The sequence below is a fragment of the Vibrio artabrorum genome, assembly GCF_024347295.1.
Taxonomy (GTDB): Bacteria; Pseudomonadota; Gammaproteobacteria; order Enterobacterales; family Vibrionaceae; genus Vibrio; species Vibrio artabrorum.
The window spans coordinates 2,089,763-2,103,743 of record NZ_AP025458.1 but is presented as its reverse complement, the minus strand read 5'-3'; the positions used below and the strand labels follow the sequence as shown (position 1 = coordinate 2,103,743).

General features: G+C 45.0%; 14 protein-coding genes. 12 read left to right on the top strand and 2 right to left on the bottom strand.

Features of this window, described 5'->3' with window-relative positions; all coding sequences use genetic code 11:
• Positions 1 to 143: 143 nt before the first annotated feature.
• The 6 genes from truA to purF all read left to right on the top strand — a co-directional run bounded on the left by truA (position 144) and on the right by purF (position 6,023).
• Positions 144 to 938 (top strand): tRNA pseudouridine(38-40) synthase TruA, encoded by a 795-nt coding sequence (gene truA / locus OCU36_RS09365; protein WP_261837754.1) that lies wholly within the window; start codon positions 144 to 146, stop codon positions 936 to 938.
• Between the two features lie 176 nt (positions 939 to 1,114).
• Complete coding sequence (gene accD / locus OCU36_RS09360) at positions 1,115 to 2,041, top strand: acetyl-CoA carboxylase, carboxyltransferase subunit beta (protein WP_261837753.1); 927 nt, start codon at positions 1,115 to 1,117, stop codon at positions 2,039 to 2,041.
• A 42-nt stretch (positions 2,042 to 2,083) separates the two neighbouring features.
• Entirely contained in the window at positions 2,084 to 3,346 is a 1,263-nt protein-coding gene (gene folC, locus OCU36_RS09355) for a bifunctional tetrahydrofolate synthase/dihydrofolate synthase (RefSeq protein ID WP_261837752.1), read from the top strand.
• Complete coding sequence (locus OCU36_RS09350) at positions 3,347 to 3,922, top strand: SPOR domain-containing protein (RefSeq protein ID WP_261837751.1); 576 nt, start codon at positions 3,347 to 3,349, stop codon at positions 3,920 to 3,922.
• 61 nt (positions 3,923 to 3,983) lie between these two features.
• On the top strand, positions 3,984 to 4,475 hold the full coding sequence (locus OCU36_RS09345; protein WP_261837750.1) for a CvpA family protein: 492 nt from the start codon (positions 3,984 to 3,986) through the stop codon (positions 4,473 to 4,475).
• A gap of 33 nt (positions 4,476 to 4,508) precedes the next feature.
• Positions 4,509 to 6,023 (top strand): amidophosphoribosyltransferase, encoded by a 1,515-nt coding sequence (gene purF / locus OCU36_RS09340; RefSeq protein ID WP_261837749.1) that lies wholly within the window; start codon positions 4,509 to 4,511, stop codon positions 6,021 to 6,023.
• 119 nt (positions 6,024 to 6,142) lie between these two features.
• Here purF and OCU36_RS09335 read toward each other — a convergent pair whose 3' ends face one another.
• Positions 6,143 to 7,018: a LysR family transcriptional regulator gene (locus tag OCU36_RS09335; protein ID WP_261837748.1), complete on the bottom strand. Its 876-nt coding sequence runs from the start codon at positions 7,016 to 7,018 to the stop codon at positions 6,143 to 6,145.
• A 228-nt stretch (positions 7,019 to 7,246) separates the two neighbouring features.
• On the opposite strand from OCU36_RS09335, the gene OCU36_RS09330 reads away from it, so the two are divergent.
• The 6 genes from OCU36_RS09330 to recR all read left to right on the top strand — a co-directional run bounded on the left by OCU36_RS09330 (position 7,247) and on the right by recR (position 13,171).
• Entirely contained in the window at positions 7,247 to 8,350 is a 1,104-nt protein-coding gene (locus OCU36_RS09330) for a response regulator (protein ID WP_261837747.1), read from the top strand.
• A 335-nt stretch (positions 8,351 to 8,685) separates the two neighbouring features.
• Positions 8,686 to 9,057 carry a YbaN family protein gene (locus OCU36_RS09325; RefSeq protein WP_290334897.1) on the top strand — a complete coding sequence of 124 codons (372 nt, stop codon included), beginning with the start codon at positions 8,686 to 8,688 and terminating at the stop codon, positions 9,055 to 9,057.
• Between the two features lie 161 nt (positions 9,058 to 9,218).
• Positions 9,219 to 9,764 carry an adenine phosphoribosyltransferase gene (gene apt, locus OCU36_RS09320; protein WP_017101994.1) on the top strand — a complete coding sequence of 182 codons (546 nt, stop codon included), beginning with the start codon at positions 9,219 to 9,221 and terminating at the stop codon, positions 9,762 to 9,764.
• An 18-nt stretch (positions 9,765 to 9,782) separates the two neighbouring features.
• Positions 9,783 to 12,011, top strand: a complete 2,229-nt coding sequence (gene dnaX, locus OCU36_RS09315; protein WP_261837745.1) for a DNA polymerase III subunit gamma/tau — start codon at positions 9,783 to 9,785, stop codon at positions 12,009 to 12,011.
• Positions 12,012 to 12,163: 152 nt separating this feature from the next.
• Complete coding sequence (locus OCU36_RS09310; RefSeq protein WP_261837744.1) at positions 12,164 to 12,493, top strand: YbaB/EbfC family nucleoid-associated protein; 330 nt, start codon at positions 12,164 to 12,166, stop codon at positions 12,491 to 12,493.
• A 78-nt stretch (positions 12,494 to 12,571) separates the two neighbouring features.
• Positions 12,572 to 13,171 (top strand): recombination mediator RecR, encoded by a 600-nt coding sequence (recR, locus tag OCU36_RS09305; RefSeq protein WP_017079504.1) that lies wholly within the window; start codon positions 12,572 to 12,574, stop codon positions 13,169 to 13,171.
• A gap of 66 nt (positions 13,172 to 13,237) precedes the next feature.
• Here recR and aqpZ read toward each other — a convergent pair whose 3' ends face one another.
• Positions 13,238 to 13,927, bottom strand: coding sequence for an aquaporin Z (gene aqpZ, locus OCU36_RS09300; RefSeq protein WP_261837743.1), 690 nt, complete (start codon positions 13,925 to 13,927; stop codon positions 13,238 to 13,240).
• Between the last annotated feature and the right edge of the window lie 54 nt (positions 13,928 to 13,981).

Below are 13,981 nucleotides of genomic sequence, written 5' to 3'. Positions count from 1 at the left end.
ACAAAGAGCTTTTGTTTTATTGGGTTTCTCAAAGGTGTTGTCGAGGGTAGCGGGGATTGTTTGTTGAAGTTTTAGCCCATCCTATTTGGGCTAAAACCTATTTCCGTATATACTTCTCGCCCATTTTCAAAGAGAACAAGAACATGAAAATTGCTTTAGGTATTGAATATAATGGTACCCACTACTTTGGTTGGCAGCGCCAACGAGACGTAAAAAGTGTCCAAGAAGAATTGGAAAAGGCTCTTTCAGTGGTTGCGAATCACCCGGTAGAAGTTATGTGCGCAGGTCGAACCGATGCTGGGGTTCATGGTACAGGGCAAGTCGTTCACTTTGAAACGAATGTGGATCGTAAGATGGTCGCATGGACAATGGGGGCGAATGCCAATATGCCTAAGGATATCGCTGTTCGCTGGGCGACAGAAGTGAATGAAGATTTTCATGCCCGCTTTTCTGCAACGGCTCGTCGCTATCGCTACATTATCTTTAACCACGCTCTGCGTCCTGGTATTTTGAATTCAGGGGTGAGCCATTATCATGGACACCTTGACGAAAAAAAGATGCACGAAGCGGGTCAGCACCTATTAGGTGAGAATGACTTTACATCGTTCAGAGCAACACACTGTCAATCTCGTAGTCCTTGGCGAAACATGATTCATTTAAACGTGACTCGTCATGGGCATTACATTGTTATCGACATTAAAGCGAATGCGTTTGTTCACCACATGGTGAGGAACATTACGGGCAGCTTAATTGCGGTGGGTAAGGGTGAACAGAAACCAGAATGGATTAAATGGCTTTTAGAAGCCAAAGATCGAAAAGTGGCAGGCGCGACGGCAAAGGCGGAAGGCTTGTATTTGGTTGATGTTGATTACCCTGAACATTTTAAGCTACCAAGAGAGCCTATTGGCCCTCTGTTTTTATCGGATAATTTGAACTAAATGTGATAGTTAGGTTCAAAAAGCATAGCGGTTTCGTTAGTAAAGAAGTGATAAAAAATAGGTACAACCAGTTTTTTATCTACAGTTGCCGTTTTATGTGCTTTAATTCGCACGCATAATTCCCAAATTTATTTCTTTCGCAATCAAGCGGAAGAATCGAAACAAAAAGGTCTTCCATGAGTTGGCTTGAAAAGATTTTAGAAAAAAGCAACATCGTAACTTCTCGTAAAGCGTCTATCCCTGAAGGGGTTTGGACTAAATGTACATCTTGTGAGCAGGTGCTTTACCATGCTGAACTAGAGCGTAACCTAGAAGTGTGTCCGAAATGTGACCATCACATGCGCATGAAGGCACGTCGTCGTTTGGATACATTCCTAGACAAAGGCGAGCGTGTTGAACTGGGTGCTGATCTTGAACCAAAAGACAAACTTAAGTTTAAAGACTCAAAGCGCTATAAAGAACGCATTTCAGCTGCGCAGAAAAACAGCGGAGAGACCGATGCACTTGTGGCGATGAAGGGCGAACTGCTTGGTTTGCCAATCGTAGCGTGTGCGTTTGAATTCTCGTTTATGGGCGGTTCAATGGGTTCTGTTGTTGGTGCTCGTTTCGTGAGAGCGGTTGATGCGGCTATCGAAAACAACTGTGGCTTGGTTTGTTTCTCTGCAAGTGGCGGTGCACGTATGCAAGAGGCACTTATGTCTCTGATGCAAATGGCAAAAACCAGTGCGGCGCTAGAGCGTTTATCATCTAAAGGCTTACCTTTTATCTCAGTCATGACCGACCCAACAATGGGTGGTGTTTCTGCGAGTTTGGCAATGCTTGGTGATATCAATATCGGTGAACCTAAAGCGCTTATCGGCTTTGCTGGACGTCGCGTTATCGAGCAAACTGTGCGTGAAGACCTTCCTGAAGGTTTCCAACGTAGTGAGTTCTTATTAGATCACGGGGCTATCGATATGATTGTTGATCGTCGTGAGATGCGTCAGCGTGTTGCTAGTCTTGTTGCTAAAATGACCAATCAGCCTTCACCGCTAGTCGTTTCTGTGAACGATTCACCGAATGAAGCGACTTATGAAGTACCAGAAGCGCCAGAAAAAGGGTAAAGTACCTTCTAACAAACCTACTTAATCATGGTTATGAGTTAGATGAGTCAACAACCTACTCCTCAAGCCACATCCTCTTTGGAGATGTGGCTTGATTATTTATCAAAGATCCACACAAGCGCGATTGACCTTGGTTTAGACCGAGTTCAGGCTGTCGCCTCTAAGGCCAACCTTACCAAACCAGCTCAACATGTTATTACCGTTGCTGGAACCAATGGCAAAGGCTCCACATGTGCTCTGATGGAAGCCATTCTATTGGACGCGGGTTATTCGGTTGGTGTTTATAGTTCTCCTCACTTAATTCGCTATAACGAACGTGTTCGTATTAACGGGCGAGATCTGTCTGATGAAAAGATGGTTCGATCTTTTGATTTCATTGAAAAAGAGCGGGGTGAAATCAGCCTTAGTTTCTTCGAATACGGAACGTTAGCAGCGCTGCGCGCTTTTCAGACTGAAGCTGTCGATATCGTATTATTAGAAGTGGGCCTCGGAGGGCGCTTAGACGCGACCAATATCGTTGAGCATGACGTGTCCGTGATTACTAGCTTAGCAGTCGACCACGTTGATTGGCTGGGTGACGACATTAATGTGATTGGTTTTGAAAAAGCGGGCATTTATCGTAGTGGTAAGCCAGCGATCTGTGGACAGCCTAAACCGCCAGCAACGGTCGCTGCACATGCTGATGATATCAAAGCTGAGTTTTATCAAGTGGGTATTCAATACAGCTATGCTGTTGACGGTGACACTTGGCAATGGCGCAGTGGTGCATTTCAATTAGAATCGTTGCCCATTCCAAGCTTACCATTACCGAATGCAGCAACCGCTTTAATGGCATTAGGTGTTTCAGATCTCAATATTAGTGACGAAAATATCGTTAATGGTATGAAGAACGCACAGTTGCCTGGACGCATGCAGCAAATCTGCGAACAGCCAGTGATTGTACTTGATGTGGCACATAACCCGCATTCCGCTGAATATTTTGCACAGCAAGTAGCGAAAAAGTATGCAGGCAAAAATTTACACGTTGTAGTCGCCATGCTTCACGACAAAGATATCCCAGCGACATTGGAAGTATTAGCGCCAATCGCAACCCATTGGTATCCAGCTTCATTGCAAGGGCCACGCGCAGCGACAGCCGCTGAATTGTGTCAAAGCCTACCAGCAGGCGTAGAGCAGCATTCAAACCCTGTCACAGCGTTTGAAGCGGCTTTAGCTTCTGTTAAAGGTGACGATGTTGTGTTGGTTGTCGGTTCTTTCCATACCGTGGGTGAAGTGTTGGAGCATTGGCAGAGAAAAGGAAACTAAATGGCAAGTAAATTCCAAAGCCGATTAGTCGGCACCATCATTTTAGTCGCCATTGGCGTGATTGTATTGCCTGATGTGCTCGATGGTAAGAAGCTCCACTATAAAGAAGAGTTTGCAAGCATTCCGATTAAGCCTGAGCTTGAGAGTAATGTTGAAGTGTTTGAAGTCCTCGATCCCGTTGAAGATCAGATTGCGTTACCCGATGCCCCGGTTGAGCAAGTGATTGACGGTGGCGGCGCTGATCATTCAAATACGCAAAGCATGTCAGCTTCAAGTAAGAAAGAGGCAGACAGAGTCGCTGTTGTGGTTAAGCCGGTGCCTGAAAAAAACGAATACCAAGACAGCGCTTGGATTATTCAATTGATGGCTTTGAAGAATGCTGATAACGCAAAAAACGTTGTTAAGGATCTACAAAAGCGCGGTTACCAAGCTCACACCAAACAAGAAAAAACTTTTACGCGGGTAATTATTGGGCCTGATGTCTCTAAATCCAAACTTGAGCGACAAGTTAAGGAATTAGAAAAAATCACGGGCTCAAAAGGCCAATTGCTCAAATTTAAACCGTTAAACCCATAAGAAAACGTTTGCGTCAGCATTTTTTCTGTTAAAATGCGCGCCAACTTAAGATGAAGAATTCATGAATTGGTTAGATTTTATCATTTTAGGCGTGATCGGCTTCTCTGCCGTGATCAGTTTAGTTCGTGGTTTCGCTAAAGAAGCGTTGTCACTCGTTATTTGGTTTGGAGCATTTTTTATTGCTAGCCAGTACTACGCGAAATTAGCCATGTACTTTACCAATATCGATGACGAGATGTTTCGAAACGGAACTGCGATAGCAGCATTGTTTGTTGCAACATTAGTTGTTGGTGCCTTAATTAATTATGTCATCGGTCAGCTAGTTCAGAAAACAGGCTTGTCGGGTACAGACAGAATATTGGGGGTCGTCTTTGGCGGCTTACGTGGTGTTTTGATTGTGTCCGCAGTGTTGTTTTTCATGGATGCGTTTACTGCATTCCCAAGTTCTGAATGGTGGAAGAATTCGCAATTGGTGCCGGAATTTAGCCGAATCATTGCGCCGTTCTTCGAGCATTTACAAGCAACATCTAGTTTCTTATCTGGCGTGATTTAGCGCCAGTTAATGTCGAAAATCGAGGATTAGGACATGTGTGGTATTGTTGGAATCGTGGGTTCAACACCTGTAAACCAGTCTATTTATGACGCTTTGACGGTATTGCAGCATCGTGGCCAAGATGCCGCGGGTATTTGTACCATAGAAAGCAATCGTTTCCGTCTGCGCAAGGCGAACGGTTTAGTAAAAGATGTTTTTGAAGCAAAACACATGCAGCGCCTACAAGGTGAAGTGGGGATTGGCCATGTTCGTTACCCTACCGCGGGTAGTTCAAGTGCTTCTGAAGCTCAGCCTTTCTATGTAAACTCTCCTTTTGGCATTACGTTGGCACACAACGGTAACCTGACGAACGCAAACGAAGTTCGTGAGAAGTTGTTCGAAAAAGACCGTCGTCATGTAAACACCACCTCTGATTCTGAAGTTCTGCTGAACGTATTAGCTCACGAGATCGATACCGTTAAAGGTAATGTGACTTCAGAAGACGTTTTTCGTGCAGTTGCTAACGTGCACCGCACTATTCGCGGTGCTTACGCCGTAACGGCAATGATCATCGGCCACGGTATGATTGCATTCCGTGACCCGCATGGTATCCGTCCATTGTGTCTTGGTAAGCGCGAAGTTAACGGTAAAATAGAGTATATGGTTGCGTCTGAATCGGTAGCACTCGATGCTGTTGGTTTCGACTTCATGCGTGACGTAGCACCCGGTGAAGCTATCTATGCAACGTTCGACGGTGAGCTTTTCACTAAGCAATGCGCAGATAACCCACAACTTAACCCGTGCATCTTTGAGTTTGTTTATTTTGCTCGTCCGGACTCGTTCATCGACAAAATCTCAGTTTACAGTGCTCGCGTAGAGATGGGTGAAATGCTTGGTAAGCGTATTAAAGAAGAATACGCAGACTTAGATATTGATGTGGTTATTCCGATTCCTGAGACGTCGAACGATATTGCATTGCGTATTGCTCAAGCGATCAATAAGCCATACCGTCAAGGTTTTGTGAAAAACCGCTATGTAGGTCGCACGTTCATCATGCCAGGTCAACAACAGCGTAAGAAGTCGGTTCGCCGTAAACTTAATGCGATCCGTTCTGAGTTTAAAGGCAAGAACGTACTGTTAGTGGATGACTCGATTGTTCGTGGCACCACATCTGAGCAGATCATTGAAATGGCTCGTGACTCTGGCGCAAACAAAGTTTTCATGGTTTCAGCCGCACCAGAGGTTCGTTTCCCGAATGTTTACGGTATCGATATGCCGAGCGCGACAGAGCTGATTGCTCATGGCCGTGACAATGAAACGATTTGTAAACAGATTGGCGCCGATGCTTTGATCTTCCAAACGCTGCCAGATTTAATCTCTGCGGTCGGTATGGGTAATCAAGATATTTCTCGATTTGATACATCGGTATTTAATGGTGAGTATGTAACGGGTGATATCGATCAGGCATACTTAGATTTTCTTGATTCTTTACGCAATGACGATTCAAAGGTTCTGCGTGAGATCCAACAAGACTTAGCGAACCTAGAGTTACATAACGAAGGTGCTTAGCGAGCAATAAATCATTCTCGTCAACAATAAAGCATCATTGTTAGCGTACTCATAAAAATGAGTAATAAAAAACCAGAGCATTGGCTCTGGTTTTTTGTTGGCAGAAAAAAGAGCCGACGTTAATGAATGTGGTATGCGATCACAAAATCAATGAACAGTCTCACTTTTTCTGGCAGGTGGTCTTTGTGGTTATAGAGCATGTAAATATCGCGAGGGTTAGCGCTCCAGTCTTCTAAGACTTGCACTAAACTGCCATCTTCAATGTATTCACGGATCATCACATCAGGCATTAGGGTGATACCTAGGCCTTCAGTACACGCTTGCCTCACAACATTAAGTGCATTGGCGTTGAAACGACCTTTTTCGCTATTAATCACTGTCTCTTCATTCGAGTTACTCAACTGCCACTTAATCAGTGGATAGCCTTTAAGTAGAGAATGGTTAGCCAACTCTTCTGCATGATTTGGCGCAGGGTTCTTAGCTAAGTAGTCAGGACTGGCGATAAGAATATCTTTTACCTCACTGATCTTTCTTGCAATGAGGCTTGAGTCACGTTGTGGGCCGACTCTGAAGATAACGTCCCACTCAGTTGGATCAAGCTGATCGGCTTGGTTGTTCATCATTAACTCGATATTAATGTCAGGGTATTGAGTCATGAATTCACTGAACATCGGCATCATCATGCGTTTGGTCAGGTTAGAAGGGGCCGTAATACGAATCTTACCGGATGCTCCTTTGCACATATCAGTAAGTTCTTCTGCAGTAGAAGACAAACGTTGCAATAGCGGAGAGCATTCATTAAAAAAACGTTCGCCAGCCTCCGTTAAAGAGAGTTTGCGCGCGTGTCTATTGAGAAGCCTCAGGTTTAGAGAGTCTTCTAAGGCTTGTATGCGTCGTGTAATGGTCGCAACCGGAATCATAGTTTTGCGCGATGTTGCGGTATAGCTTCCATTCTCAACGACGAGTCTAAAGAGGTTTAAATCATCTAATTTCATAAATCCAGACACATTTGTTTACAATCTCACCTAATTTATACGCAACATTGAAATCAATGTTTGCGTCACGTCAACTTGTTGCACTATATACAAGTATTCCAACGCTTGTCACGAATTTCCAGTAAACAGAGCAAATTTGTGTATTTAGTATTTTGTTACTACGTTTTATATTAATGCTTAAAACAGATAACAATAATAATTCGACTTAGTTTTGTGAGGTTCGAGATTATGTACAAAACTTACAGTCAGCCTGTCATGACCTCGGCTCAAGAGATAACCGACCAAAAATGTGTGATGTTGGTTGATGATGACCCTATTTTTCGTCGTATAACGAGCGCGTATTTAGATGCGACGGGGTACAAAGTGGTTGAGGCTGAGAATGGGCTGGACGCTTTACAGAAGCTTAGGGGGTCAGCACCTGATTTGATTGTGTGTGACTTATCAATGCCAATTTTAGATGGTATTGAACTCGTCGAGGAGCTTAGCTTAGAGTATCCATCATTACCTATGATTGTGGTGTCAGCAACCGATGATATGTCGTCTGTTGCTAAAGCATTGCGATTTGGTATTAAAGATTTTCTAGCTAAACCGTTGGAGGATCATGCACATCTAGGGAGTGCGATAGCGAATACATTAGCAGACTCGTTTGATAATATTTCAGACCAGCGAGATTTTTCAAGCCAATGGTTTTGTGTTGATGGCGGTGGAGAGATTCCAGAAGACCAAGAATTGCATTGGCATCTGAATTACTTGCAAGATAACCCGAGTGCAGCAAAAGACTTGCTCCATGCTCTGCTTCCGGAAAAAGACACACGACAAGGAGCATGGCGCTGTAGCTATCGATTGCTGCAATCAACAGAGATGATGCCACTTGTGTTTGATTACGCATGGATGATGAACGGGCAGTTTGCTTTTTACCTCGTCGATTCGTCGTCGTCTGATCATGGCGGCTCGGCGACAACACTGTTGGTGAGAGCGCTGTTCCACGATTACATCAGAAACAGGAAAGATTTTAATATTGATCTCAAAGATATTGCTGAGATCTTAGAAAAGGGCATTCGTTGCTCTAAATGTTCCACCCCAGTAAATGCTTTGTTTGGTGTTGCGGACCTTGCCGAGGGAACCATTTCCATTTTACCTGCGGGTTTAGACGGGCAATGGTCGAATGGTGAATTGAATCAACATATTGCAGCAGGTGAGCGCTTGGGCGAGAACTGCAAAAAGAACTTTATTACCCGCGACCTTCCGATTGAACAGGGCTGCCAACTTTCATTGAGCCTACTCGGCGCGGCAAGTTTTAGTTTAGACATTCACCAAGGGTCTATTGATTAACTCTATATGTCCTCTGTTTGGGTGAATAATCGATTAAGGTATGGCTGTGCAGTGGGTGCAGCCATACCTTTTTTGTGGCATATCGAGACAAGCTTTGTTTGTTAGTCGCTTACTTTTCCTAACAAAAACAAGAAGTCATCATGAGAGATAATCAAGATTTTCACGGCCTGTTTCATGTATTCTATTTCCAAGGCTTATTAGCCGTGTTTTGGTACCAGTAACACTCACGTTGATTCAGGTATTCAAAGATGACGCCACATTCTAGTCAGCTATTTTTGACAGACTATTATTAACTCAAGGAGACCACAATTAGCATTCGAGTTTTAAGTCTGAATATTGTTGGTGGTCTTTGCGTACTCCTCGCCGTTCTGGGGATGGTATTACCTGTTCTGCCTACGACGCCTTTTCTCCTTCTTGCCAGTGCATGCTTTATGCGAAGCAATCCGAAAGTGCACAAGTGGATGCATGAGCACAAAACGCTGGGACCTTTGCTGAATAATTGGTATCAATATGGTGCCGTCACCAAACAGGTTAAAATACGTGGCGTACTCTTTATCTTGTTGAGTTTTGCGTTATCTATCTACTTTACCCCTATCATTTGGGTGAAAGCTTTCCTAATTTGCGTACTTGTTATTCTTCTCACATGGTTTATGCGACTTCCAACCCATGAGTTGGTTGCTGACAGCAAAGAAAATCACTACCATTAAGCCAGTGTGCCTGCTTGTATAGCGGGCGTTTATTATTTCAGCAGTCAGAGTTATGACTCTCATTGCAATGAATACCAATCGTACCTTTCCTTAATTCCGAACGTTGATGTTTAATTCGTTAACGAGAGTTGGGAAAGCAGCCTAATGAAGTGCATAAGATTATGAACACAGAAAAAATCTCTCTGATCAAAGCAAGCATCAAAAGCATTCCTGATTACCCTAAAGCGGGTATTTTGTTCCGTGACGTAACAAGCTTGATGGAAGACCCAGCAGCTTATAAGGCGACTATCGACCTGCTAGCGGAAACATACAAGGACATGGGCTTTACTAAGATCGTGGGTACTGAAGCTCGTGGTTTCCTATTTGGTGCGCCTCTTGCACTTGAGCTAGGTGTTGGCTTCATCCCTGTTCGTAAGCCGGGCAAACTGCCTCGTCAAACGGTGGCACAATCTTATGAGCTTGAGTACGGCACTGATACACTAGAAATCCATACCGATGCTATCGTTGAAGGCGATAAAGTGCTTATGGTTGATGATTTGCTAGCAACGGGCGGTACGATTGAAGCAACAACAAAGTTGATTCGTCAGCTTGGTGGTGTGGTAGAACACGCTGCATTTGTTATTAACCTTCCAGAAATCGGTGGTGACAAGCGCTTACAAGGCTTAGGTCTAGAAGTGTTTAGCATCTGCGAATTCGACGGTCATTAATCCTTTTCGGAATTATTCATGAGCTATCTTGCGTTAGCGCGAAAATGGCGACCAACCAAATTCAAAGAAGTGGTTGGTCAAGCCCATGTTTTAACAGCATTAGAAAATGCCCTTAGCCAGAACAGGTTGCACCACGCATACCTGTTCAGCGGTACACGAGGTGTTGGTAAAACAACCATCGGTCGTTTGTTTGCTAAGGGACTCAACTGTGAAACAGGCATTACTTCAACCCCTTGTGGTGAATGTGCAACCTGTAAAGAAATCGATGAAGGTCGCTTTGTTGACCTGCTCGAGATCGATGCGGCATCACGTACAAAGGTAGAAGATACCCGCGAGCTTCTGGACAATGTTCAGTACAAGCCTGCACGTGGTCGCTTCAAGGTTTACCTAATCGATGAAGTCCACATGCTTTCCAGGCACAGCTTTAACGCGCTTCTAAAGACCTTAGAAGAGCCGCCTGAGTATGTGAAATTCTTGCTCGCAACAACGGATCCACAGAAGCTTCCAGTAACGATCTTGTCGCGTTGTTTGCAGTTCCATCTCAAGCCGATCAGCGTTGATAATATTCACGAGCAGCTCGATCATATTCTTGAACAAGAAGATGTGACGTCTGAATCTCGTGCGCTTGGAATGATTGCTCATGCTGCTGATGGCAGTATGCGTGATGCGCTAAGCCTTACAGACCAAGCTATCGCATTGGGTAATGGCAATGTCGTAACAGATACTGTTGCTCACATGCTCGGAACACTGGATACCGACCAAGCTATCCACTTGCTTGAAGCGATTAGCAGTAAGCAGCCACAGCAAGCGATGGCGTGTATCCAAAGCCTTGCTGAGAACGGTGTTGAGTGGGATGGTTTGCTGAATCAGCTTGCGGCCCAACTGCATCGTCTTGCGATGTTCCAAGCTTTGCCATCTACATTAGATAAGGCACAGCCTGACGCAGAGAAGCTTGAACTACTGAGCAAAGCGCTTAGCCCACAAGACATTCAACTCTACTACCAGATCGTGTTGAAAGGTCGTGAAGACTTACCATTGTCGCCAACCGCTCGCGTTGGTATTGAGATGGTGGTTTTACGCATGTTGGCATTTAGACCAGCTGAACAAGCGGTTGCTACTGCAATCTCGACTCAGTCGGCAAGCCCAGCGCCAGTTCCAGCAGCTCAAGCTCAGAACGTTGCTCAACCTGTGAGCCAATCTGCGCCAATGGTAGCTCCGAGACAGCCTCAGATGCAACAACAGGCGCCTCAACAGCAGCCTATGCAGCAGCAACCGGTGCAACAGGCTCCGCAGCAGAATCAGAGTCAATATTCAGATTCGCAAGGTTACGCTGATCACGTAGGCAATCAAGGTTATCCAGATCAGGATTACCCGCATAGCCAGTATGACGCACCACCGGCTTATGATGAGTGTCCAAGCTACGGTGCAGAACAGCCTCAGCCGCAACAAACGAATTATCAGAACCAGGGGCCGGTTCAACAGCCAAGCGCTGCACCTTCTGCTCCGCAAGAGCAACCAGCGCGTGCCACTTCGCCGGTGAGTGGTTTACGCCACCAATTGCGCTCTCAACGTAGAGGCAGTTCGGCAACAGAAAACAAAGGCTCGGCGCCAAAAAAGGCTAAAGCGACACCTGCTAAAACTTCAGTTCTTGATCGAGTTGCTCAGCAACACGGTGGTTCTGAGCGGGTGTCGCCAGCTTCTTTATCAGCCTCTTCGACAGAAAATGTGACCAACGATAATGAACCTTATCGCTGGAAACCGTCTAAACCTGTAGTGAAAGAGGTGAGCAAAGAGCTGACACCTACTCAGATCAAGCGTGCGTTAGAGCATATTAAGACACCAGAAATGGTCGACAAATTGCTTCAAGAGTCGATTGCTCAAGATGAATGGTCCGCCACGATTCAAAAGCTAGAGACAGCCAAGCTTGTTGAACAGTTAGCTTTGAACTCAGTGTTTGCTAAAAACGACACATCAATCACTTTAACGTTAAGAGCGAGCCAAGCTCACTTGAATACGGATCGTGCACAGAGTGAGCTATTGCAGTCTCTCAATACTGTGCTTGGAGAAGAGTGTCATTTGAGTGTTGAAATCGGTGATGGTGGAGAAACGCCGCTAGAATTACGAGAACGATTGTATCAAGGTAAGTTGAAAGATGCGTTTACCGCTTTAGAAAACGATGCCAATGTACAGTTCATTGAAAGACGTTTTGCCGCTGAACTCGACAGAGACAGTGTTCGTCCTATCTAGAACGTTTTCTCGTTTCGTGACCGACGTATCATCCCAGATAAGCAAATCTGAGAACTGAACATCGAGGGGTTGAATCACACGGTTTTAACCCCCATTTAAGCTCGTATAGCTTAATTAATTTTAATAAACCAATTAGACCAGAGAGTATTAACATGTTTGGTAAAGGCGGTATGGGCAACATGATGAAGCAAGCCCAGCAAATGCAAGAGCGCATGCAAAAGCTTCAAGAAGAAATCGCGAATATGGAAGTTACAGGTGAGTCAGGTGCTGGCCTTGTAAAAGTAACGATCACTGGTAGCCACAGCGTTCGCCGTGTTGATATCGATGAAAGCCTAATGGAAGACGATAAAGAGATGCTTGAAGATCTTATCGCTGCTGCTTTCAACGATGCGGCTCGTCGCATTGAAGAGACTCAAAAAGAGAAAATGGCTAGCGTAACTGGCGGAATGCAACTTCCACCAGGTATGAAGATGCCTTTCTAAGTAACTTATTTTTAAAGGTTAATTCAGGTAGTGGTTTGTGTTGAACAAGCTATTACTTGAACATTAGAACGGTTAACTATGCGTACCAGTCATATGCTGGAGCATTTGATGGAGGCCTTACGTTGTCTACCTGGGGTTGGCCCCAAGTCGGCGCAGCGTATGGCCTTTCATTTGTTACAGCGCGATAGAAAAGGCGGCCTGCAGTTGGCTGAAGCTCTTAGCCAAGCAATGACCGAAATTGGTCACTGTAATGAGTGCCGTACTTTTACTGAAGAAGATACTTGCCACATTTGTACTAATCCTAAACGTCAGGAAAATGGTCAAATCTGTGTCGTAGAGAGTCCCGCCGACATTGCAGCAATTGAAGCAACTGGCCAGTATTCGGGTCGTTACTTTGTGTTGATGGGACACCTTTCTCCACTTGATGGAATCGGTCCAAGTGATATCGGTCTCGATGTTTTGGATTACCGTTTACGTCGTGGTGATATCACAGAGGTTATTTTAGCGACCAACCCAACGGTTGAAGGTGAAGCAACAGCGCACTACATTGCTGAGCTATGTAATGCCCATGAAGTGAACGCTAGCCGTATCGCTCATGGCGTTCCTGTTGGTGGTGAGCTAGAGCTGGTGGATGGCACCACGCTTTCGCACTCCTTACTCGGTCGCCATAAGATCTAAAAAAGCCGCTTGGTGAGTCATCACTAAGCGGCTTTTTCTTTTATTGCTTTAGACTTTTTTCAGCGCTTAATCTGAACCTCTCACTGCTTTGTATATCATCGCGCCAATTACGGCACCAATAATCGGTGCAACCCAGAATAGCCACAATTGCGAAACGGCCCAATCACCGACAAACACAGCCACGCCAGTACTTCGAGCAGGATTCACAGAGGTATTAGTGACGGGGATACTGATAAGGTGGATCAAGGTTAAACAAAGGCCTATTGCGATAGGTGCAAACCCAGCGGGTGCTTTTGAATCGGTAGCACCCATAATAACAAACAGGAACACCATGGTCATCACCACTTCACTGACGAGCGCCGCTGTTAGTGAATAACCACCCGGTGAATGTTCACCATAACCATTCGAAGCAAAGCCAGATGCCGCAGCGTCAAAGCCTGCTTGGCCTGAAGCAATCACGAATAACACACCACCTGCGATAATACCGCCAATGACCTGAGCAATAATGTAAGGTGCGACGTCTTTGGTATCAAAGCGACCACCGCTCCAAAGACCGATCGTAACAGCAGGGTTGAGATGACAGCCGGATATATGGCCAATAGCAAAAGCCATGGTGAGTACAGTTAAACCAAAGGCGAGAGAAACCCCGAGTAAGCCAATACCCACATCGGGGAAAGCAGCGGCTAAGACGGCACTACCACAACCACCTAACACCAACCAAAATGTACCGAACATTTCTGCGAAATACTTATTCATAACTATCCTTATTAATCTTTACCAGTATCAATAAGATAGTTTAGATTCTGTGAA